We start from the raw sequence: 20,264 nt of genomic DNA, 5'->3' as shown, positions 1-20,264 counted from the left end.
CCGGCCGTCGGTTCGGGAGCACGGCGAAGGTCACGTGCGGGAGAGCGGGAGAGTCGGCCGACGCCGGAGGAACGGCCCCGGGAAGCGGTCGTCAGGCCCGCCCGGGTTCGGTGAGGTCGGCCGGTGGGGCCGGAGGGTTCTCGGCCTCGGCGGCTGCCTCGAACTCCGCCAGCAGCCGCGCCAGTTCCGGTGGCCACACGGGCTCCGCCTGAGCGACGAGTTCCGCGCGGGTCCACCAGCGCCACGCCAGGATGCCCTCCTCGGCGCGCGAGGCGGCGAGGAGGCCGCCGACCGGTTCTCTACGTGGCCTCCGGGCCACGTAGATGTCGTCGTGCTGGCGGACGGGGGCATCGGCGCGGGTGAAGTCATGGGACCAGGTGCAGAGGAAGGCGCCCGGTTCCAGGTCCGTCCAGCCCGTCTCCTCGCGCAGTTCCCGCCGGGCACCCTCGCGCGGTGTCTCGGCCGCCTCCAGACCGCCTCCGGGCAGGGCCCAGTGCACGCCCACCTCGTCGTTGTGGTACTTGAAAAGGAAGACGGCACCTTCCGGATCGAGGACGGCGACCCGTGCTGCCCGGCGTTGCCTTCGCAGCGTCTTGCGCAACACCGTGCAGGGGCGCCCCAGTTGCCGGTCGCGGCGGTGTTCGACGACCTCGTAACCGAGGGACGTCCAGAACGCCAGGGCGCCGGGGTTGTTGTCGAGCGCGGCCAGCCGTACGGCGGTACGCCCTGCCAGCCGGAACCGTTCCTCGACGAGGCTTGCCAACTGACGCCCGTATCCCCGCCGTTGAGCTCCGGCGTCGACGAGCAGCAGCCCGATCCACGGGTCGGGGTCGGCCGGATCGGGATGCCGGGAGAGGGTGATGGCGACCCCGACGAGCCGTCGGCCACCGCCACCGCCCCCGCCGTCACCGTGACGACCGTCGCCGCCACCTTCGCCGTCCTTGTCACCGTCGGCGCCGTCCCTGTCACCGCCCTCGCCGTCGCGTGCGAGCAGGATCTCCACGTCCGGGTTGGCCAGCTCCACCGACAACGCGCCGGCCACCTGTTCGGGACGGATGTCGTTCGCGTCCGGGAAGTCACCGCTCAGGGCGTAGAAGTCGCGGTTGGAGGCGTGCAGGGCGGTGATTTCGGCGAGGAGAGGGCCGGGAATGGTGCCGTCCTCGGCCGTGCGGAGGGGTTCGAGGTCACCGACGACACCGTCGGGGGAGTGGGGTGGTAGCTGCTCACCAAGGAGTGCGCACAGGGCCGAATGAGCGATGCCGACCTGCGGCCCCTGGCGGGGTTCCGGCGCACCAAGCCCGCACGAGGCCCTCATGCTCGCGGCCTGACAGCTCGAATCACGCATTCCTCAGCAGAGTCGTAAACGGCGGAGCACTGGACAAGATCAAAGGTAGATCCCGGCGCACGGCGGGGAGTGGGCCGCTCGGCTCGGAGCCGGTGCCAGACCCGATCGATACCGTGCGGGGCATGCTGCTGCTCGAACCGTTCCTAGGGACTGAGCGGGTGTGAGCCCGTTCAGCCGCGCGCCCCGAACGGTCTTGGGCGAGCTGGTCCCCGGCGTACTCGACCCGGGGGCGGCGACACGCATCCTGTGCGTGGTCCGGACCCCGGAGGCCCCCGCGGCCGGAGGCCGCTGATGGACACTGCCTACGCGACCTGGCCGATCAGGTACGGCCAGAGGCGACGGGGAGGCCCTGAACCATCACTCCGGTGGAGCAGGGGCCCCGCACGCCGACGCCGTACCCGGTGTCCCAGGTCGCACAACCACGTTAGCCCGATCAGCCCAGAGCACCGCAAGCTCACAAGTGGACGATCACACGATCGAGCTAACTCGGCCTTGTGTGCACTCCTTGGTGAGCAGCTACCAACCCGTCGCGCTGGTCCTGGTCCACCACAGCCTGCGGTTCCCGACCGCCTCGTGGAAACAGGTGCGGTCACGGCTCGACGCGGGCATGCCCCAGAAGACGGCCACGCCGGACCAGGACTTCCCGGACGAGGCCGCCATCGACCACCAACGGCGGCACTACCGCTCGTACCGCGACCACCTCGCCTTCGACATCGCGGCGCACACGCTCTTCGTCGTGGGCAGCCCCACCGCGTTCCGCGAGTACGGCACCGCCCTGCGTGGCCTCGTCGACCAGGCCCCGTCGTTCCCGTACCGGTACCCGCACGCCGGGCACTTCTGTGTCGAGCTCGGCCCGGGGCCCTGGTCCCGGATGCGGAACCGGCGGCGCGTACCCGCCCCACTGCACATCCAGTACTCCGCCGACTGGCGGGTGTGAGGGCGGGGCCGAGGGCGAGGCCGGGAGCGGGTGCGAGGCGAGGCCGGGAGCGAGGGCGGGTGCGAGGGCGAGCGCGGGCGGGACGGCCGAAGGCCCCGCCGGTGTCGCGGCGGGGCCTTCAACGGTGCGGCGCGGTCGCTCCCAGAGGTCGGAACGCCAGTACGCCAGTACGCCAGTACGCCAGAACGTCAGAACGTCAGACGCTGACGCCGAAGTCCTGGGCGATGCCGACCAGGCCCGAGGCGTAGCCCTGGCCGACCGCGCGGAACTTCCACTCGGCGCCGTTGCGGTACAGCTCGCCGAAGACCATGGCGGTCTCGGTGGCGGCGTCCTCGGAGAGGTCGTAGCGGGCGATCTCGGCGCCGCCGGCCTGGTTGACGATGCGGATGTAGGCGTTGCGGACCTGGCCGAAGTTCTGCGAGCGGTTCTCGGCGTCGTAGATGGAGACCGGGAAGACGATCTTGTCGACGTCGGCGGGGAGGCCCGCCAGGTTGACGTTGATCGCCTCGTCGTCGCCCGCGCCCTCACCCGTGCGGTTGTCGCCGGTGTGGACGATGGTCTGGTCCGGGGTCTGCTTGTTGTTGAAGAAGACGAAGTGGCCGTCCGAGTAGACCTTGCCCTGCGGGTTGACCGCGATCGCGGAGGCGTCGAGGTCGAAGTCCGTGCCGGTGGTGGTGCGGACGTCCCAGCCGAGGCCCACGGTGACGGCGGTCAGGCCCGGAGCCTCCTTGGTGAGCGAGACGTTGCCACCCTTGGACAGGCTTACAGCCATGGTTGGGAGTCCTTCCCTCGTTGCGTACGTGCCTTACAGGCTTCGTGCCGGGGACGAAGCTACCTGTACCCCTATGAACGTCGGGAGGGGCGCCAGAGGTTCCAGCGGTTTTTACTTTCTTTACCCGGGTCCCTCCGTTGCTGTCGTTGCTGTCGTTGCTGTCGTTCCGAGTGCGGCCGGGCGCCCGGTGAAAAAGGCGTGACGTGGACCGGACATTCGCGCGACCATGGGGGCATGTCCGGTCCTCACGTCATCCGTGGCTCCGTCTCGCTTCCCGAGGCCGAGCTGATCTGGCGTTTCTCCCGGTCCTCCGGTCCCGGCGGACAGCACGTCAACACCAGTGACTCGCAGGCCGAACTGCGGTTCGACCTCGCGAACACCGAGGCGCTGCCCGAGGTGTGGAAGGCGCGGGCGCTGGAGCGGCTCGCGTCGAGGCTCGTCGACGGGGTCATCAGTGTGCGGGCCTCCGAGCACCGTTCCCAGTGGCGAAACCGGGAGACCGCCGCCGTACGGCTGGCCGCGCTGCTCGCGGAGGCGACCGCGCCGCCGCCGAAGCCGCGTCGGGCGACCCGTATCCCGAGGGGGATCAACGAGCGGCGGCTGCGGGAGAAGAAGCAGCGGTCCGACACCAAGCGGGGGCGGTCGGGGCGGGACTGGGGCTGAGGCCTCCGGCCCGCCCGGGTGTTACGGGGCCAGCTGCCGGTAGCGGCCCCGGAAGTAGGTCAGTGGGCCTCCGTCCGCGGTCGGCGACGTCGAAGCCAGGACTCTGCCGATGACCAGGGTGTGGTCGCCGGCGGTCACGCGTTGTTCGGTGTGGCATTCCAGGGTGGCCAGGGCGCCGGTGATCAGGAGGGCGCCGGAGATGTCGCCTCGGGTGTGGGGGAGGTCCTCGAAGAGGAGGCGGTCGCTGACACGGTTCTTCATGGCGAAGCGGCCGGCGACGGCGCGCTGGTGGTCGGAGAGGACGGAGACGGCCCACCGGGGCTGCTCGGCGAGGAGGTCGTCCATGCGGGAGCCCTCGCGGAGGCTGACCATGACGAGGGGCGGGTCGAGGGACACGGACATGAAGGAGGTGGCCGTCATGCCGACGTCCTCGCCGCGCGGGCCCTGCGGGTCCAGCGCCGCCTCGTGCGCGGTCACCAGGACCACACCCGCCGCCAGTCGGGACATCGCGGCACGGAACTCGTCTTCACTCACCCCCTCAGCATGCCCGCCGGGCACGGAGCCGGGAGCGGCCGGGGTGCGCCCGGCGGCCACGGGCGCATGTGCGAGAGGAACGGGACGGACGGGAGGAACGGTGCGCGGTGTCACCGGCGGGGCTGAGGGCGGGGTCTTCGACACGTCCGCACGCTAATCCGCGGCGGCCGGCCACCGCATCGGGCCACGGCCCGACCCGTCACCCGGACCTGCGACCTAGGGCCCTTCTGATGGATCTCCGTGGCGTCGCGACGTCCGGGCCCGCTCCCCGACCACACTCGGCCCCCATCGGCCCCGCTCAACCTCGCTCACAGTGCCTACACAGAGTTCTGAATCCTGTTCAATAAGCGCACGAGAGAAACGCATAAACTCCACTCAATTGCTCATCTTCTGTTGTGACTTGAGTCACAGGAGCCATATTTTGTTGACCCTGTGTACCGAGTGGGCTTCGCGCTGTGATTCAGTGGCGGGGATGCTGCAAGCTGTAAGCGGGAACTGTAAGCGGTAGTAAGCCCGCGAGTTAAGCAGGTTACCTGGAGCCTGGAGCTGCCACGAGATCTCGGGGGGAGGGCGAATGGAGACCGAGTCGGAGCCCTACGTCCGTCTGACGACGCTGCGGCAGCTGCACCAGGTGATGGCGGACATGAACACCGCGCGCAGCCTGGCCGACACGCTGCAGACCGTCGCCGACGGTGTGGTCAACGGCCTGGGTTACGAACTGGCCTGCGTGAACCTCGTCCGCCCCGACGGCGACCTGGTCGTCGCCGCCCTCTCCGGGAACAGCGCCGCCGAGGCCCTCATCACCGGCCGCGTCGGCTCCCGCGCCTCCTGGGACCGCCGGCTGAGCATGGGCGAGGCCTGGGGGGACCTGCGGTTCATACCGCACACCGAGGGCTGGGTGCTCGACGAGGACGACGTACCGCAGTGGTACACCGACGGCCCGGCGCCCCGCTTCGAGGACGAGTGGCACCCCTCCGACCGGCTCTTCGCGCCGATGTACACCCCGGGCGCCGGTGGCGCCTCCTGCGGTGAGCTGCTCGGCGTCGTGTCCGTGGACCGGCCGCGAAACGGTCGGCGACCGGGCGCATGGGGACGGGAAGCGCTCCAGATGTACGCCTTCCAGGCCGCCATCGCGATCAGTAACGCTCGGCTGCGCGCCAACATGCAGCGTGCACTGGTCAGGCTCGAAAGGGAGCAGCAGGCGCTGCGCGCCAGCGAGGAATCCTTCCGGCAGGCCTTCGAATACGCCCCGAGCGGTATGGCCATCGCGGAGATGGGCGGCGATCAGCACGGCCGGATCCTGCGGACCAACGACGCCCTGTGCCGGCTGCTGGGGCGCCCCGCCTCCGCCATGCGGCGGTACGCGTTCTCCGACCTCGTCCACCCCGAGGACATAGGCACCCTCCTGCGGACCTCCGCCGAGGGCGGGCGCGCCGAGCTGCGGCTCGGGCGGCGCGACGGGACGTACGTCTGGGTGTCGCTGCGCAACAGTGTGGTCGCGGACGCCGCCGACGGGCCCCGCTTCCTGCTCACCCACGTCGAGGACATCGAGGAGCGCAAGCGGCGGGAGCTGCAGCTCGCGCACCGGGCCTCGCACGACGCCCTCACCGGGCTGCCGAACTCCGCCGAGCTGCGCTCGCGCCTCTCCGCCCGCATCTGTCAGCGCCCCCAGTCGCTCCCGGCGGGTGCGGCGGCCGACGCGATGGACGCGGCCTTCGGGCAGTTCGGGGAACAGGAACAGGGGGAGTACGCCGTCGGCGAGCAGCCGGCGCGGCTGCCGCACCCGTCGTTCGACGCGTACGAGGCCGCCGGGCACAAGGGGCACGCCTTCGACTTCCACGCGGCAGGCGGGCCGTACGACGCCTTCGACCACCATGTGCACACCGTCGCGCCGGAGGACGAGCGGGACGACGGGACCAAGGGGCTCGCGGTGCTCTTCTGCGACCTCGACGGGTTCAAGTCGATCAACGACCGGTTCGGGCACAACTCGGGCGACGCCGTCCTCATCGAGGTGGCCCGGCGCCTCAGCCGGGGTGTGCGCGACGGCGACACCGTGGCGCGGCTCGGCGGTGACGAGTTCGTCGTCCTCGCCGACGGGCTCGGCCGCGCGGACGCCCAGGACCTCGCCGTACGCCTTCGCAACGAGATCATTCAGCCGATCCGGGTCGACGGCCGCGCCATGCGCGTCGGCGCCAGTTTCGGCATCGGATGGGCCCACTGCGGAATGACGGCGGACGAGGTGTTGAAATCAGCTGACGAGCGGATGTACGTCGAGAAACGATCTCGTCCCAGACAGCACAGGCGGGCCGGATAGCGGCCGGAGTGACCCCTGCGACACTCGGAGAGAAGCCCAGGTCAGAGCCTGATCACGGCTGGAAAACGCCTGGTGGGCGGTGCATGGGTGGGACGATGAGGTCCGAGTCACCCGTTTGGGTCACCACGAGCGGGTAGGCTCGCTCTCCTACACCCCAACGCAATGACCCGCCACCCGTACGTGTAAGTACCGCACCGCTGAGGAGACCTAGGGATGACGCCCGGCAACAACGGCGCGAGCACGCCCGAGGACGACGACCCGTTCGGCTACCTCTACGAGGACGGGCAGGCCCGAGGAGCCCAGCCGCCCAGCGCGAGCTACGGCTACCCCAACGCGGTCAACCGGGCGCGGCCGGTCGGTGAACGCCAGTACGGGCAGCAGACCCAGCAGGCCCCCACCGCGCAGTACGGGCAGGTCCCGCAGCAGGGGTACGGCCAGCCGCAGGGCGCCCCCGGTCAGCCGAACGCGCACTACCAGGCCCCCGAGAGCTTCTCCGGCGGCGGCGCCCAGACGACCCGCCAGCAGGGATACGGCAACGGCGGGGGCGGTGGCCGCGGCCGTGGCCCCAACACCAAGGGTCTCCTGATCGGCGCGATCGCCGTCGTGGCCGCCGTGGTGATCGGCATCAGCGTCGCCATGCTCGGCGGCGACGACTCCGACAAGGCCTCGGGCAACGACACCGGTGCCTCCACCGGCCCCACCACCCAGGAGAGCGCCGACCCCAGCCCGTCGGCCAGCAAGTCCAAGAAGCCCGAGGCCGCCGAACTCCCCAAGGCCGAGGCCAAGACCCTCCTCCTCGGCGGCAACGCGGCCATCGCCTCCGACGTCCCCGGCGCGAAGTCGGAGGGCGGGGTCTATGTGGGGAACTTCAACTCGGTGGGTTCGTCGGTGACCTGGAAGGTCGAGGACCTCGCCAAGTCCGGCCAGTACCGTCTGTACGTGCAGTACGGCATCCCCGGTGTGGATGCTAATGCGACGCTCGTAGTGAATGGAACGGTTCAGAGCCGGCCGCTCAACCTCAAAAATTTCGCCGAATCCCCGAAGGGCGACTACGCGAAGGGCTGGCAGAACACATGGTCCCTCGTCACCCTGAACAAGGGGACGAACGAGATCAAGATTGAGTGCAATGAGGGCAACCAGTGTGACGCGAATTTTGATCAGCTGTACCTCAAGCCTCCTGAGTAGGCGTTGAAGGCCTGTAGTCCCAGAATGGCTTCGTAGAGTGCAACAGTTGAGGGCCGCCAGCACTGCACTGACGGCCCTCAAATCCCCCGCTCTTGGGAAGGCGTCACCCCGGGCATGGCCCGGAGAACGTCACTAGCCCCAGACGGCTACGCTCTTGAAACGCCACGGAGTATTGGCCGAGTAGTGGCCCGTCCTGATGTCGATTCGGTCGCCGTAGCAGGACTCGTCCCTGTAGATGGTGATGAGCCTGCCGGTCTGGTTAGACACCGATCGGCCGCTGAACGGGTTGCACCCGCTTGAGTTGTTCTGGAGGCGCCTCGTCCCCTCGAAGTTGGCGCTCGTCCACGAACAGGCGTAATTCTGCGGGCACCTCGTCGCGGCGGACGCTGGCTGGGCGGTCGTGAGCGGCAGTATGGCCATCGCAGTGGCTCCGACTAGGGCAAGCAGGCGCGGCTTCATCAAATGCCTTCTCTTTCTTGATCGAGGTTGGCCGATCAAGACGATTTCGCACGTGAGTTCGAAGTGCAACAGGGAAATGCGCCACAAGACTGGCTTGGATCGCGGGCGGGTAGCGTTAGGCCGCCGTGACCTCCCCCGTCACCGCCACCTGCCCCACCAGTTCCTCGTACGTCTGACGGTCGAACTCGCCCGCCACCGGGGCCAGTACGGTCGCGGCCGAGAGTGCGACGGCGCGGGCCAGGCGGTCGGGCCAGGGCAGGCGGTCGACGAGGCCCGACAGGAGGCCCGCCACCGCTGAATCGCCCGCGCCCGTCGGGTTGCCGCGGAAGCGGCGGGGCGGGGTGGCGCGCCAGTGGCCTTCGGGGGTGTGGGCGAGGAGGCCCTCGGGGCCGAGGGAGGCGACGACCGCCTGGGCGCCGCGGCGCCGGGCGTCCCGGGTCGCGCGGGACGGCTCGTGGGAGCCGGTGAGTTCGGCCAGTTCGTCGGTGTTCGGCTTCACCAGATCGGGTCGGGCCGCCACCCCGCGACGCAACGGCTCGCCGCTGGTGTCCAGCAGGACGGGGACGGAGAGGGTGCGGGCCGTACGGACCAGGCCCGCGTACGCGCCCACCGGAACCCCCGGCGGCAGGCTGCCGCACAGGGCCACCACCGAGGCGGAGCGCAGCAGATCGACGTACGCCTCCTGGAAGGCGGACCACTCGGCGGGCGCGATCAGCGGGCCCGGCTCGTTGAGCTGGGTCGTGTCACCGCTCGCGTCGGCCACGGCGATCGTCCGGCGCGTCGCACCCTCCACCGGCATCAGCGCGTCCACGACACCCGGGGTGTGCGTGAGCCGGTCCCGCAGGGCCCGGCCGGTCGCCCCGCCGACGAAGCCGGTGACCGTCACCTCGTGGCCGAGTGCCGCGAGTACCCGGGCCACGTTCAGGCCCTTGCCGCCGGGCCGTTCGGTCACGTCGGTCACCCGGTGCGTGGTGTGGGGCCTCAGGTCCCGTACGCGATAGGTGATGTCGAGAGCGGTGTTCAGTGTGACCGTGAGGATCACCTGGGCCTACCCCCTTGGGTCTCGGCTGCGCGCGTTCGGTCCGCACTGACCGGAATGCGAGCGCCGGAAGCTGTCACGGAGGCTCGATCATGCCAAAGGAGCGGCGGTCGGCCCAGTCCCCCCGGGCCAACCGCCGCACTCCGCACCGCATGCCAACAAACGGACGGATCAGGTCGGTTGGGGACCGATCGCCCGTAGGCCGGTCCATCGGCCCATGGGTCAGCCGCCGAACGGGTCCACCACCCACTCGCCCTTGCGCAGCACACCCTTGAGGTCGAAGTCCGCGTCGAGGAGGACGAGGTCGGCGTCCTTGCCGGGGTCCAGGGAGCCGATGCGGTCGTAGAGGCCGAGGAGTCGCGCCGGGTTGGCGGAGAGGGCGGCGACGGTGTCCTCGATCGGGAGGCGGTCGACGGTGACGGCGCGTTTGAGGGCGCGGTCCTGGGTGAGGGTCGAGCCCGCGATCGAGCCGCCCTCCATCAGCCGGGCCACCCCGTCCACGACCTCCACCGCCATCGGGCCGAGGGTGTAGCGGCCGTCGCCGAAGCCGGCCGCGTCCATGGCGTCGGTGATGAACGCGACCCGGTCGGCGCCCGCGTGACGGAACGCCAGCTGGAGCGAGGCCGGGTGCAGATGCGTACCGTCGTTGATCAGCTCGACCGTGATCCGCTCGTCCTCCAGGAGCGCGGCGATCGGGCCGGGCTCGCGGTGGCCGAGCGGTGGCATCGCGTTGAAGAGGTGGGTGGCCACGGTCGCGCCCGCGTCGATGGCCTGAACCGTCTGCTCGTACGTCGCGTCCGTGTGCCCGATCGCCGCGATGACGCCGTGTTCGGCGAGGAGGCGGACGGAGTCGAGGCCGCCGGGGAGTTCGGTGGCGAGGGTGACCATGCTCGCCCGGCCGCGCGCCGCGTCGATCAGTTTGCGGACCTCCGCCGGGTCGGGGTCGCGGAGGAGTTCCTCCAGGTGCGCGCCCTTGCGGCAGGGGGAGATGAACGGGCCCTCGAAGTGGATGCCCGCGATGTCGCCCTGCTCGGCGAGTTCGGAGAGGAGGCCTGCGCGGTGGGCGAGGCCGTCCATGTCGTCGGTGACCGTGGAGGCGACGAGGGTGGTGGTGCCGTGGAGGCGGTGGGTGCGGATGCCTGTCAGTACGTCGTCGATGGTGCCGGAGGTGAAGGAGGCTCCGCCGCCGCCGTGGTTGTGGAGGTCGACGAAGCCGGGGACCAGCCAGTGGCCGCGGACGTCGATGGTGTGGGCGTTCTCGGGGGCGCTTTCGGTGATCTTGGTGCCGTCGATGGTGAGACGGGCGTTTTTCACGGTGCCGGTGGGGAGGACGACGTTGGCGCCTTCGAGGACGTACGGATGCGCTGTGTGGGGCGGCCGCGGGTTCGTGGGGGCTGGTCGCGCCCGCGCGGCGGTAGCCGCATGTTCAGCGCTGCCCCGCGCCCCTGCTGGGGCGCTGTCGGAACCGGCGGCAGAAAGTCTCTGCTGATCGGCCATCAGGGGGTTACCTCCGAAGGGTCCTTGGGGGCTGTGGGGGCCGCGGGGTGTGTGGGGGTGAGGAGGTCCCAGGCCATGAGGCCGGCACCGAGGCAGCCCGCGGTGTCTCCCAGGGCGGCCGGGACGATGGAGGGGACCTTCTGGAAGGTCACCCGGTGTTCCACGGCGGCCCGCAGGGGGGTGAACAGGGTGTCACCGGCCTCCGCCAGGCCGCCGCCGATGATGAGGGTGCGCGGGTCCAGCAGGGTGAGGGCGGTGACGAGGCCGTCGGCGAGGGCGTCGACGGCGTGCTGCCAGACGGCGCTCGCGCGCGGGTCGCCCGACTCGACGGCCTTGGCGCAGTCCGCCGCGTCCGCCTCGGGATCGCCGGAGGCCTCCGCCCAGGCCTGGCTGACGGCCGCCGCGGAGGCGAACCGTTCCAGGCAGCCGTGCTGGCCGCAGGGGCACGGGATGCCCCCGGGCCGTACGACGATGTGGCCGATCTCGCCCGCGAAGCCGTGGGCGCCCGCCTCCACCCGGCCGTCGACGCCGATCGCGCCGGCGATCCCGGTGCCGAGCGCCACGAACAGATAGCGGTCCGTGCCCCGGCCCGCGCCCACGCGCCCCTCCGCGAGCCCGCCGGTGCGCACGTCGTGGCCGAGGGCGACCGGGACGCCGCCGAGGCGCTCGGCGAGGAGCGCGCGCAGCGGGACGTCGCGCCAGCCGAGGTTGGCGGCGTAGACGGCCATGCCCCGGTCGGAGTCGACGATGCCGGGCACGGCGACGCCAGCGGCGGCCGCGGGCTCGCCGAAGCGCCGCTCGCCGTACGCGCGCAGCTCGGCGGCGAAGTCGAGGATCGACCCGACGACCGCGTCCGGTCCGCGTTCGCGCCCGGTGGCCAGGCGCGCCTGGTGCAGCAGGACGGGGGGTCCGGGGGGTGTCCCCCCGGACGGCGCGGTGTCGGCCCCGACCAGTGCGGCCTTCATCCCGGTGCCGCCCACATCGAGGGCGATGACATGTCTCACGGAGGACAGTGTGGCCCTTCGACCCACGAGAGGTCTAGTCCACTTACGTGGTATAGACCTTATGGGGCCAAGTGGTGTAGACCTTATGGAGAAGTTCGAGAAGTTCGAGAAGTTGAGAGATTGACGGCTTTGGGCGCAGGACCTGTGATCCAGGCTGTTGTGTGCGGGGCACGTGCGACAGGTTGGGGCAGTAGGTGCGACAGTGGCAGCGGCGGACGAAGAACGGCGTCAGGAACAGCGGGATGGCGGCTCTGTCCGCGCTGGGGCTGATGGCGACCCTTGCGGGCTGCGGCGTCTCGGAGGCGAGCGGCTCCGGCGTCACCCTGAAGCTGGTCGCCGCCGACTACGGCGACTCCGAGGCCAACAGCTCCCGGAAGTACTGGGACGCGGTCGTGAAGGCGTACGAGAAGAAGACCCCGGGCGTCACGGTCGACGTCAGCGTCTACTCCTGGAACGACGTCGACCGCAAGGTCAAGGAGCTGGTCGCCGCCGGTGAGGCGCCCGACTTGGCCCAGATCGGCACCTACGCCGACTACGCCTCCGCCGACCGGCTCTACGAGGTCGACGACCTGCTCTCCATCCCCGTCCAGGCCGGTTTCCTGCCCCAGCTCGCCGACGCGGGCAAGGTGCGGCGGGTCGCGTACGGGATGCCGTTCGCCGCGTCCACCCGCGTCCTCTTCTACAACAAGAAGCTCTTCGCCCAGGCCGGCATCGACGGCGCCCCGCGCAGCTGGAGCGAACTGGCGTCCGATGCCGAGGCCCTCGACGAGGCCGGGGTCGAGACGCCGTACGCGCTGCCGCTCGGGCCCGAGGAGGCCCAGGCCGAGACCATGCAGTGGCTGCTCAGCGGCGGGGCCGGCTACACCGACAACGTCGGCACCTACCGGCTCGACTCCGACGAGAACGTGCGGACCTTCACCTGGCTCAAGGACAAGCTGGTCGACAAGGGCCTCACCGGGCCCACCGCCCCCGCCGAACTCAACCGCGCCGACGCGTTCGCGGCGTTCGCGCGCGGTGAGGTCGGCATGCTCAACGGGCACCCCACCCTGATGCGGATGGCCGCCGACCGGGGCGTCGAGTACGGCACGGCCGCCATGCCGGGGTTCGACGGGCGGGAGCACGCCACCATGGGGGTGGCCGACTGGATGATGGCCTTCAAGCAGAACGGTCACCGCGACGAGATCGGTGACTTCCTCGACTTCGTCTACAGCGACGAGAACGTCCTCGACTTCTCCCGGGAGTACGACCTGCTGCCGGTGACCGCGTCCGCGTCCGAGGCGATGGCCGCGGAGAAGGACGACGCCGATCTCACGCCGTTCCTCGACGAGCTTCCCGACGCCCGGCTCTACCCCGTCGGCAAGACGTCCTGGGCGGACGTCAGCGCGGCGGTCAAGGAGCAGATCGGGCGGGCGGTGCGGCCCGGTGCGGAGCCGGGGGCCGTGCTGGAGCAGCTGCAGCAGACGGCGACGGGTGCGGACCGGGAGGAGTGAGGGGCGCCTCATAGCTCGGGGGTGCGGCTGTGTCGGCGGGTGCGGGTCCGGTGGGGGCTTCTCGCGCAGTTCCCCGCGCGCGCAGTTCCCCGCGCCCCTGAAAAGCAGGGGCTGCGCCCCCTGCTTTTCAGGCCCGCAGGGGCCTGGTCTTTCAGGGGGCGCGGGGAACTGCGCGACCAGCCCCCACCCACCCGCGGCCGAATGTCATACCCGTCCGTTACCGTCGTCGCATGGAAGAGCTGGACGTCCGGGAGCAGGCCATCCTTGCCGTGGAGCGGCAGGGCTGGGCCGGACCCGGGGCGAAGGAGCGGGCCATCCGGGAGCGGCTCGGAATCGCCCCCGTGCGGTACTACCAACTGCTGAACGCCCTGCTCGACGACCCGCGCGCCCTCGCCCACGACCCGGTCACCGTCAACCGGCTGCGCAGAGTTCGGGAGGGGCGCCGGGCCGAGCGATGACGGATAGGGTCTCAGGCATGGGCAGCCACAAGGACGCAGAGAACCCCAAGGCCACCTTGCCGACACCCGTGACCCCGGCCGGGCGGGACGCGCTGGACGCGATCCTCGCCCGCCCCGGCCGTACGGTGATCGCACTCGACTTCGACGGCACACTCGCCCCGATCGTGCCGGACCCCGAACAGGCCCGCGCCCACCCCGACGCGATCGCCGCGCTGTCCGCGCTCGCCCCCAAGGTCGCCTCCGTCGCCGTGGTGACCGGCCGCCCGGCGGGCGTCGCCGTCCGCCACGGCGGCTTCGCCGGCGTCCCCGGCCTGGAACACCTCGTCGTCCTCGGTCACTACGGCGCCGAACGCTGGGACGCCGTCAGCGGCACGGTCACCGCCCCCGCCCCGCACCCCGGTGTCGCGGCGGTCCGCGCGGAGCTGCCCGGCCTCCTGGACGGTGTCGGCGCGCGGCAGGGCACCTGGATCGAGGAGAAGGGCCGGGCGGTCGCCGTCCACACCCGCCGCGCCACCGACCCCCAGGCCGCCTTCGAAGCCCTGCGCGCCCCCCTCGCCGACCTCGCCGCCCGCCACGGCCTCATCGTCGAACCCGGCCGCCTGGTCCTCGAACTCCGCCCGCCGGGCATGGACAAGGGCGTCGCCCTGCGCGACCACCTGACGGAAACCGCCGCCGAAGCCGTCCTCTACGCCGGCGACGACCTCGGCGACCTCCCCGCCTTCGCCACCATCGAGAAACTCCGCACCGAGGGCACCCCGGGCCTGCTGGTCTGCAGCGGCAGTACGGAGGTCACCGAACTGTCAGAGCGAGCGGACCTGGTGGTCGACGGCCCGGAGGGCGTCGTACAACTCCTGGCGGCGATCGCCGAGCACCTGGAGGGAAGGGGGGCTTAGATCGTCGAGGGGCCGCAGGCCCCTCAGGGGCGCGGGGCACCGCGCGACCAGCCACGACGCTCCCGCACCCGCCCCCAAACAGCTCCTCCGAGCTACTGGGCGCCTTCCAACGCCCGCAACTGATCCAGGAACCACTGCGTGGGCGGCAACGCCGTGGCCGCGGCGGCGAGCCGTTTCATCCGCTCCGCCCGTTCGTCCACCGGCACACTCAGCGCCTCGTGCAAGGCCCGCGCCGTACCCACCACGTCATAGGGGTTCACGACCACCGAGTCGTCCCCCAGCTCCTCGAACGCCCCGGCCTCCCGCGACAGCACGAGCACGCACCCCTCGTCGGAGACGACCGGCACCTCCTTGGCGACGAGGTTCATGCCGTCCCGGATGGGGTTCACCAGGGCCACGTCCGCCAGCCGGTACGCCGCCAGGGACCGTGCGAAGTCGTCCTTCAGATGGAGGATGACCGGGGTCCAGCCCGGCGTCCCGTACCGCTCGTTGATGTCGTCCGCGACCCGCTGGACCTCGGCCATGTAGTCCCGGTACACCGCGAGGTCCTGGCGCGACGGGTACGCGAACGCGACGTGCACGACGCGCTCGCGCCAGGACGGCTGGTCGTCGAGGAGCTGCCGGTAGGCGTGCAGGCCGCGCACGATGTTCTTGGAGAGCTCCGTGCGGTCGACGCGGACGATCGTGCGGCGCGGGGTGCCCTCCGGGGTCGTACCGATCTGCTCCCGCAGCAGGGCGATGCGGTCGTCGACGTCCGGCTGGTGGGCGCGGGCCCGCAGGAAGTCCGCGTCGGCGCCCAGGCCGTGCACGCCGATCCGGGTGCCGGACGGATGGCCGGGGCCCAGGACGGCGCGACAGCACTCGGTGAACGCGTCCGCCCACCGCTGGGTGAGGAACGCCGCCCGGTCGGCGCCGAGGATGCCGTCCAGCACCTGGGCGGCGATGTCGTCGGGGAGCAGCCGGAAGTAGTCGACGGGCGCCCACGGGGTGTGCGAGAAGTGGCCGATCCGCAGGTCGGGGCGGAGTTCGCGGAGCATCCGGGGGACCAGGGCCAGGTGGTAGTCCTGGACCAGCACGGACGCGCCGTCCGCCGCCTCCTGGGCGAGCGCCTCGGCGAAGGCGCGGTTGTACGTCTCGTACGACGCCCACCGGCGCCGGAACTCCGCGTCGAAGATCGGCTCCAGCGGGGTCTGGTAGAGCATGTGGTGCACGAACCACAGCGTGGAGTTGGCCACGCCGTTGTACGCGTCGGCGTGCACGTCCGCGGGGATGTCGAGCATGCGGACGCCGGTCTCGGCGACGCCGCGTCGTACGGCCTCGCGGTCGCCGTCGCCGAGGGCGGAGCACACCCAGACCGCGCCCGACTCCGGGTCGATCGCGGAGAGGCCGGACACGAGGCCGCCCCCGCCTCGCTTGGAGGTGAGCTCGCCGGTCTCGTCGTCCAGCGTGTAGGTGACGGGACCCCGGTTGGACGCGACCAGTACCTGGGCCGAGCCGTGCGTTGATGCCATACGGCTCAACCTAGCCCGGGGGTTCGGTGGTCAAACGTGCGGTTCGGCCGTATACAGGAGTGCCCATGGGGTTGGGGGGTGTGCGTGGGGCGGCGGGTGCGGGTCGGTGGGGGCCGGTCGCGCAGTTCCCCGCGCCCCCAAAAGACCAGGCCCTGCGGGCCTGGAAAGCACGGGGCGCAGCCCCGGCTTTTCAGGGGCACGGGGAACTGCGCGACCAGCCCTCCACCGGAGCCGCACCCGCCGACGAACCGCGCCCCCACCCCCTCACGCGGCCCTTCGCTCCACGTACTCCGCGATCTCCACCATCGGCGGCCTCTCCTCCAGGTCCACCGAATACGTCCGCGGCTCGAACCCCTCCCGGCCCCGCTCGAACTGCGTCAGAACGGGACGGATCATGTGGCCGCGGGCCAGCCGGAGCTGGGCCGTGCGATAGATCGCCGCGGACATACGGCCGAGGGCCTGCCCGTCCTGGTGCCGGTGTTTGCGGATGCCCACGTCGACCTGGGACAGGGCGTCCAGGCCGACCAGATGCAGCGCGTCGACCAGCATGCCCAGCTCCACGCCGTAGCCGACCGGGAACGGAAGCTGCTCCAGGAGGGAGCGGCGGGCCGCGTACTCGCCGCCGAGCGGCTGGACGAAGCCGGCCAGCTGGGGCCAGTGCATGTTGAGCAGGGGGCGGGCCATGAGTTCCGTCACACGGCCGCCCTGGCCGGCGGCGGAGCCGAGGGGGCGGTCGTACATCGCCTTGACGAGGTCGACGCCGGGATCGGTGAGCAGGGGCCCGACGATCCCGGAGACGAAGTCGGACGAGAACTCCTTGAGGTCCGCGTCGATGAAGCAGACGATGTCGCCGGACGTCACCAGCAACGACCGCCACAGGACCTCGCCCTTGCCGGGCACGGTCGGCATGCGGGGCAGGATGTCGTCGCGGTGCACGACCCGGGCCCCGGCCGCGGCCGCGACCTCGGACGTTCGGTCGGTCGAGCCGGAGTCGACGACCACGATCTCGTCGACGAGCGGGACCTGCCGCATGAGGTCATGACGGATGATCGCGACGATGTCGCCGACCGTCTCCTCCTCGTTCAGCGCGGGCAGGACCACGCTGACGGTCTGATGGGTGGCGCGTTTCGCGGCCATGATCTTGTGGAGCGGGCGGTCGGCCATGGACCAGGAGCGGGTGCTCAGCCAGCGCTCGACTTCCTTCAGCACAGTGCGCGGCTCCTCTGCGTTCATCTCGCGGTTCGGACGGCTCACTCAACTGTCCTGGCCTTCGGTTACAGTCTTGGACAACGCTGGTGACCATCGCATGTCGCTGCTCGTCCGCGTATACAACCAAATACCGCTCATCCAGAGGGGCAGAGGGATACGGCCCGATGAAGCCCCGGCAACCCTCCAGCCGGTCTCGTACCGATCGACGGCGCATCGACGCGTCACCGACGATCGCTCCGCGAGGCTCCCGGCTCGGGAAGGTGCCAAATCCGTCTCACGGCGAAGTGCGTCGTGAGGAAGATGAGGAGAAAGGGCCTCGCCTCCATGGCTGCGCAGACTGTTGCAAGCACCACCGACTCCACAGTAGACCTCGGCCCCGCCGCCGCCCTGAGCTGTCGCGAATGCGGTCACCGCGTTCCGCTGGGACCGGTCTTCGCGTGCGAGGAGTGTTTCGGACCGCTCGAGATCGCGTACGACTACTCCGCCTACGAAACGGAAGAGCTCCGCAAGCGGATCGAGTCCGGCCCCGCGAACATCTGGCGGTACGCGCCCCTGCTGCCCGTCCCGGCCGACGTGGCCACCAAGCCGAACATCAACCCCGGCTGGACCCAGCTCGTCAAGGCCGACAACCTGGCGGGCGCGCTCGGCGTCGACGCGGGCAAGCTCTTCATCAAGGACGACTCCGGCAACCCGACGCACTCCTTCAAGGACCGTGTCGTCGCCCAGGCGCTGGAGGCGGCCCGCGCCTTCGGTTTCACCACCCTCTCCTGCTCCTCCACGGGCAACCTGGCCGGTGCCGTCGGCGCCGCCGCCGCCCGCGCCGGCTTCCGGTCCTGCGTGTTCATCCCGCACGACCTGGAGCAGGGCAAGATCGTCATGGCCGCCGTCTACGGCGGCGAGCTCGTCGGTATCGAGGGCAACTACGACGACGTGAACCGCTTCTGCTCCGAGCTGATCGGCGACCCGGCCGGCGAGGGCTGGGGCTTCGTGAACGTCAACCTGCGCCCGTACTACGCGGAGGGCTCCAAGACCCTGGCGTACGAGATCTGCGAGCAGCTCGGCTGGCAGCTCCCCGACCAGCTGGTCGTGCCGATCGCCTCCGGGTCGCAGCTCACGAAGATCGACAAGGGGCTGCAGGAGCTGATCAAGCTCGGGCTCGTCGAGGACAAGCCGTACAAGATCTTCGGTGCGCAGGCGGAGGGGTGCTCGCCGGTGTCGGTGGCCTTCAAGGCCGGGCACGACGTGGTGCGGCCCCAGAAGCCGAACACGATCGCGAAGTCGCTCGCGATCGGTAACCCGGCGGACGGGCCGTATGTGCTCGACATCGCGCGGCGCACCGGTGGGTCCGTCGAGGACGTGACGGACGACCAGATCGTCGAGGCGATCAAGCTGCTGGCGCGGACGGAGGGGATCTTCGCCGAGACCGCGGGCGGGGTGACCGTCGGGGTGACGAAGAAGCTGATCGAGGACGGTGTTCTCGACCCGACGCTGACGACCGTCGTCCTGAACACCGGTGACGGTCTCAAGACGCTGGACGCGGTGGCCGGGACCGGGCTGACGGCGACCATCCGGCCCAACCTGGATTCGTTCCGGGAAGCCGGTCTTGCGTAAGGCTTGGTAGTCACTCGTCTGCGGGTCCGTGGGGGCTGGTCGCGCCCACGCGGCGGTAGCCGCACGTCCAGTACAGCCCCGCGCCCCTGAAAAACACAGCTGACCGGAGGTCCCATCGTGAGCGTTTCCGTCCGTATCCCCACCATCCTTCGCACCTACACGGGCGGCAAGGCCGAGGTGACCGCCGAAGGGGCCACCCTCGCCGAGGTCATCGCCGATCTGGAGAAGAACCACAACGGGATCGCCGCCCGGGTTCTGGATGATCAGGGCAAGTTGCGGCGATTCGTGAATGTGTACGTGAATGACGACGATGTCCGGTTCGAGCAGGGGCTGGAGACGGCCACGCCGGACGGTGCGGGCGTGTCGATCATTCCCGCGGTCGCCGGTGGCTGACCCTCGGTCGCCGGTGGCTGACCCGCGATCGGTACCCGCCGGTAGTAACCGTCGGTAACATTGATTACCGAGCGTTCATCGAATTGCCCTCTCCGCCAGAGAAGCGGAGGGGGCAATTCTCTATGATTGAGCGCGGTACAGTTGGGGAACCCGGATCGATCGCCGTAGTGATTTCATGCCGGGCGCATATCTGATCGCGCCGCACGCCCTATATGAAGTAGCCAAAGTGTGCAGGCCTTTTGCGTATTTCGTTCCTTTTATGGGGCCCGACTTGCCCTGAATTCGGGCGAATTGTTCGTACATTCCCGACCGGTCGTGTCCAGAATTCTCGTCCGATTGACCTGTTGCAGAGGGCAGTTGGACAGATACATTCGGCCGCGGTCGACGCGTTCCGGCGCACACCCCCAACCGTTGGGGGGTGAGGTCTGACCCGGATCCGCGAAGTGTGGATCTGTGCAAGGGCCAGTAATAGGGGAGTTAGGCATGGCTCAGGGCACCGTCAAGTGGTTCAACGCGGAGAAGGGGTACGGCTTCATCGCGGTCGACGGTGGTGCGGATGTATTCGTCCACTACAGCGCGATCCAGATGGACGGTTACCGCACCCTGGAAGAGGGCCAGCGGGTCGAGTTCGAGATCTCGCAGGGTCAGAAGGGGCCGCAGGCGGACATGGTCCGACTCGCGGCCGGCTGAAGTACGCGCCGGGTTTAACGCAGCGACGTTCTTCGTTCTTCAAAGGAGGGCCCGCACCCTGTCCACGGGTGCGGGCCCTTCTGCGTGCCCGTGACCGGGGCGGTCCGGGCCGAGGCGCGGTCGAGGTGAGGGTCAGGCGGGGTCGAGGCGGGGTCGCGTACGGGGGCGCAGGGGCGCGTTCACCTGCGGATCACCGAGAGCCGCTTACGCCCGCCCGCCGCCCGACCACCACCCCTCGACGAGCCCGCTTCGCGGGCGCA

The 20,264-nt window shown here is 70.4% G+C and carries 19 protein-coding genes and 1 riboswitch; of the genes, 10 read left to right on the top strand and 9 right to left on the bottom strand.

What is annotated here, in order from left to right; genetic code table 11:
* Positions 1-91: 91 nt before the first annotated feature.
* Positions 92-1,315 (bottom strand): GNAT family N-acetyltransferase, encoded by a 1,224-nt coding sequence (locus OG272_RS23215; RefSeq protein ID WP_405894712.1) that lies wholly within the window; start codon positions 1,313-1,315, stop codon positions 92-94.
* Positions 1,316-1,853: 538 nt separating this feature from the next.
* Here OG272_RS23215 and OG272_RS23210 point away from each other — a divergent pair.
* Positions 1,854-2,282: a hypothetical protein gene (locus OG272_RS23210; RefSeq protein WP_405894710.1), complete on the top strand. Its 429-nt coding sequence runs from the start codon at positions 1,854-1,856 to the stop codon at positions 2,280-2,282.
* A gap of 196 nt (positions 2,283-2,478) precedes the next feature.
* Here OG272_RS23210 and OG272_RS23205 read toward each other — a convergent pair whose 3' ends face one another.
* Positions 2,479-3,054 (bottom strand): TerD family protein, encoded by a 576-nt coding sequence (locus OG272_RS23205; RefSeq protein ID WP_086762889.1) that lies wholly within the window; start codon positions 3,052-3,054, stop codon positions 2,479-2,481.
* 234 nt (positions 3,055-3,288) lie between these two features.
* On the opposite strand from OG272_RS23205, the gene arfB reads away from it, so the two are divergent.
* The gene (gene arfB, locus OG272_RS23200) at positions 3,289-3,717 is read left to right on the top strand and encodes an alternative ribosome rescue aminoacyl-tRNA hydrolase ArfB (RefSeq protein WP_326581805.1); all 429 of its coding nucleotides are present in this window, start codon (positions 3,289-3,291) and stop codon (positions 3,715-3,717) included.
* A 21-nt stretch (positions 3,718-3,738) separates the two neighbouring features.
* Here the strand turns inward: arfB and OG272_RS23195 are convergent, their stop codons facing one another.
* On the bottom strand, positions 3,739-4,251 hold the full coding sequence (locus OG272_RS23195) for a flavin reductase family protein (protein ID WP_327729010.1): 513 nt from the start codon (positions 4,249-4,251) through the stop codon (positions 3,739-3,741).
* A gap of 574 nt (positions 4,252-4,825) precedes the next feature.
* Between OG272_RS23195 and cdgB the strand changes: the two genes are divergently transcribed.
* Positions 4,826-6,565 carry a diguanylate cyclase CdgB gene (gene cdgB, locus OG272_RS23190; RefSeq protein WP_405894708.1) on the top strand — a complete coding sequence of 580 codons (1,740 nt, stop codon included), beginning with the start codon at positions 4,826-4,828 and terminating at the stop codon, positions 6,563-6,565.
* 213 nt (positions 6,566-6,778) lie between these two features.
* Complete coding sequence (locus OG272_RS23185) at positions 6,779-7,750, top strand: CBM35 domain-containing protein (protein ID WP_405894707.1); 972 nt, start codon at positions 6,779-6,781, stop codon at positions 7,748-7,750.
* Between the two features lie 132 nt (positions 7,751-7,882).
* Here the strand turns inward: OG272_RS23185 and OG272_RS23180 are convergent, their stop codons facing one another.
* The 4 genes from OG272_RS23180 to OG272_RS23165 form a co-directional block, all read right to left on the bottom strand.
* Complete coding sequence (locus tag OG272_RS23180; RefSeq protein WP_371271434.1) at positions 7,883-8,170, bottom strand: peptidase inhibitor family I36 protein; 288 nt, start codon at positions 8,168-8,170, stop codon at positions 7,883-7,885.
* 154 nt (positions 8,171-8,324) lie between these two features.
* Positions 8,325-9,251 (bottom strand): 1-phosphofructokinase family hexose kinase, encoded by a 927-nt coding sequence (locus tag OG272_RS23175; RefSeq protein ID WP_405894705.1) that lies wholly within the window; start codon positions 9,249-9,251, stop codon positions 8,325-8,327.
* Between the two features lie 219 nt (positions 9,252-9,470).
* Complete coding sequence (gene nagA, locus OG272_RS23170; RefSeq protein WP_326581815.1) at positions 9,471-10,745, bottom strand: N-acetylglucosamine-6-phosphate deacetylase; 1,275 nt, start codon at positions 10,743-10,745, stop codon at positions 9,471-9,473.
* A complete protein-coding gene (locus OG272_RS23165; protein ID WP_327729013.1) occupies positions 10,745-11,749 on the bottom strand; it encodes an ROK family protein in 1,005 nt (334 codons plus the stop codon). The genes nagA and OG272_RS23165 overlap by 1 nt, the downstream gene beginning before the upstream one ends.
* A gap of 242 nt (positions 11,750-11,991) precedes the next feature.
* Here OG272_RS23165 and OG272_RS23160 point away from each other — a divergent pair, with 242 nt between their 5' ends.
* The 3 genes from OG272_RS23160 to otsB all read left to right on the top strand — a co-directional run bounded on the left by OG272_RS23160 (position 11,992) and on the right by otsB (position 14,590).
* Positions 11,992-13,239 carry an ABC transporter substrate-binding protein gene (locus tag OG272_RS23160; RefSeq protein ID WP_405894703.1) on the top strand — a complete coding sequence of 416 codons (1,248 nt, stop codon included), beginning with the start codon at positions 11,992-11,994 and terminating at the stop codon, positions 13,237-13,239.
* 230 nt (positions 13,240-13,469) lie between these two features.
* Positions 13,470-13,697 (top strand): DUF3263 domain-containing protein, encoded by a 228-nt coding sequence (locus tag OG272_RS23155; RefSeq protein ID WP_326581821.1) that lies wholly within the window; start codon positions 13,470-13,472, stop codon positions 13,695-13,697.
* 17 nt (positions 13,698-13,714) lie between these two features.
* Entirely contained in the window at positions 13,715-14,590 is an 876-nt protein-coding gene (gene otsB / locus OG272_RS23150) for a trehalose-phosphatase (RefSeq protein ID WP_328223475.1), read from the top strand.
* A 92-nt stretch (positions 14,591-14,682) separates the two neighbouring features.
* On the opposite strand, the gene OG272_RS23145 is transcribed toward otsB, so the two are convergent.
* On the bottom strand, positions 14,683-16,101 hold the full coding sequence (locus tag OG272_RS23145) for a trehalose-6-phosphate synthase (RefSeq protein ID WP_326581825.1): 1,419 nt from the start codon (positions 16,099-16,101) through the stop codon (positions 14,683-14,685).
* A gap of 264 nt (positions 16,102-16,365) precedes the next feature.
* Positions 16,366-17,310 (bottom strand): glucosyl-3-phosphoglycerate synthase, encoded by a 945-nt coding sequence (locus OG272_RS23140; RefSeq protein ID WP_328223472.1) that lies wholly within the window; start codon positions 17,308-17,310, stop codon positions 16,366-16,368.
* Positions 17,311-17,441: 131 nt separating this feature from the next.
* Positions 17,442-17,617, top strand: a riboswitch (SAM riboswitch).
* A gap of 17 nt (positions 17,618-17,634) precedes the next feature.
* Here OG272_RS23140 and thrC point away from each other — a divergent pair.
* The 3 genes from thrC (at position 17,635) to OG272_RS23125 (ending at position 20,004) form a co-directional block, all read left to right on the top strand.
* Positions 17,635-18,921, top strand: a complete 1,287-nt coding sequence (gene thrC / locus OG272_RS23135) for a threonine synthase (protein WP_405894701.1) — start codon at positions 17,635-17,637, stop codon at positions 18,919-18,921.
* Between the two features lie 117 nt (positions 18,922-19,038).
* Complete coding sequence (locus tag OG272_RS23130; protein ID WP_326581831.1) at positions 19,039-19,314, top strand: ubiquitin-like small modifier protein 1; 276 nt, start codon at positions 19,039-19,041, stop codon at positions 19,312-19,314.
* A 483-nt stretch (positions 19,315-19,797) separates the two neighbouring features.
* Positions 19,798-20,004, top strand: coding sequence for a cold-shock protein (locus OG272_RS23125; protein ID WP_005486335.1), 207 nt, complete (start codon positions 19,798-19,800; stop codon positions 20,002-20,004).
* The last annotated feature ends 260 nt before the right edge of the window (positions 20,005-20,264 follow it).

The organism is Streptomyces sp. NBC_00104 (genome assembly GCF_045160825.1).
Lineage (GTDB): Bacteria > Actinomycetota > Actinomycetes > Streptomycetales > Streptomycetaceae > Streptomyces.
The sequence above is the reverse complement of the archived record's forward strand: the minus strand, read 5'-3'. Positions and strand labels throughout refer to the sequence as shown.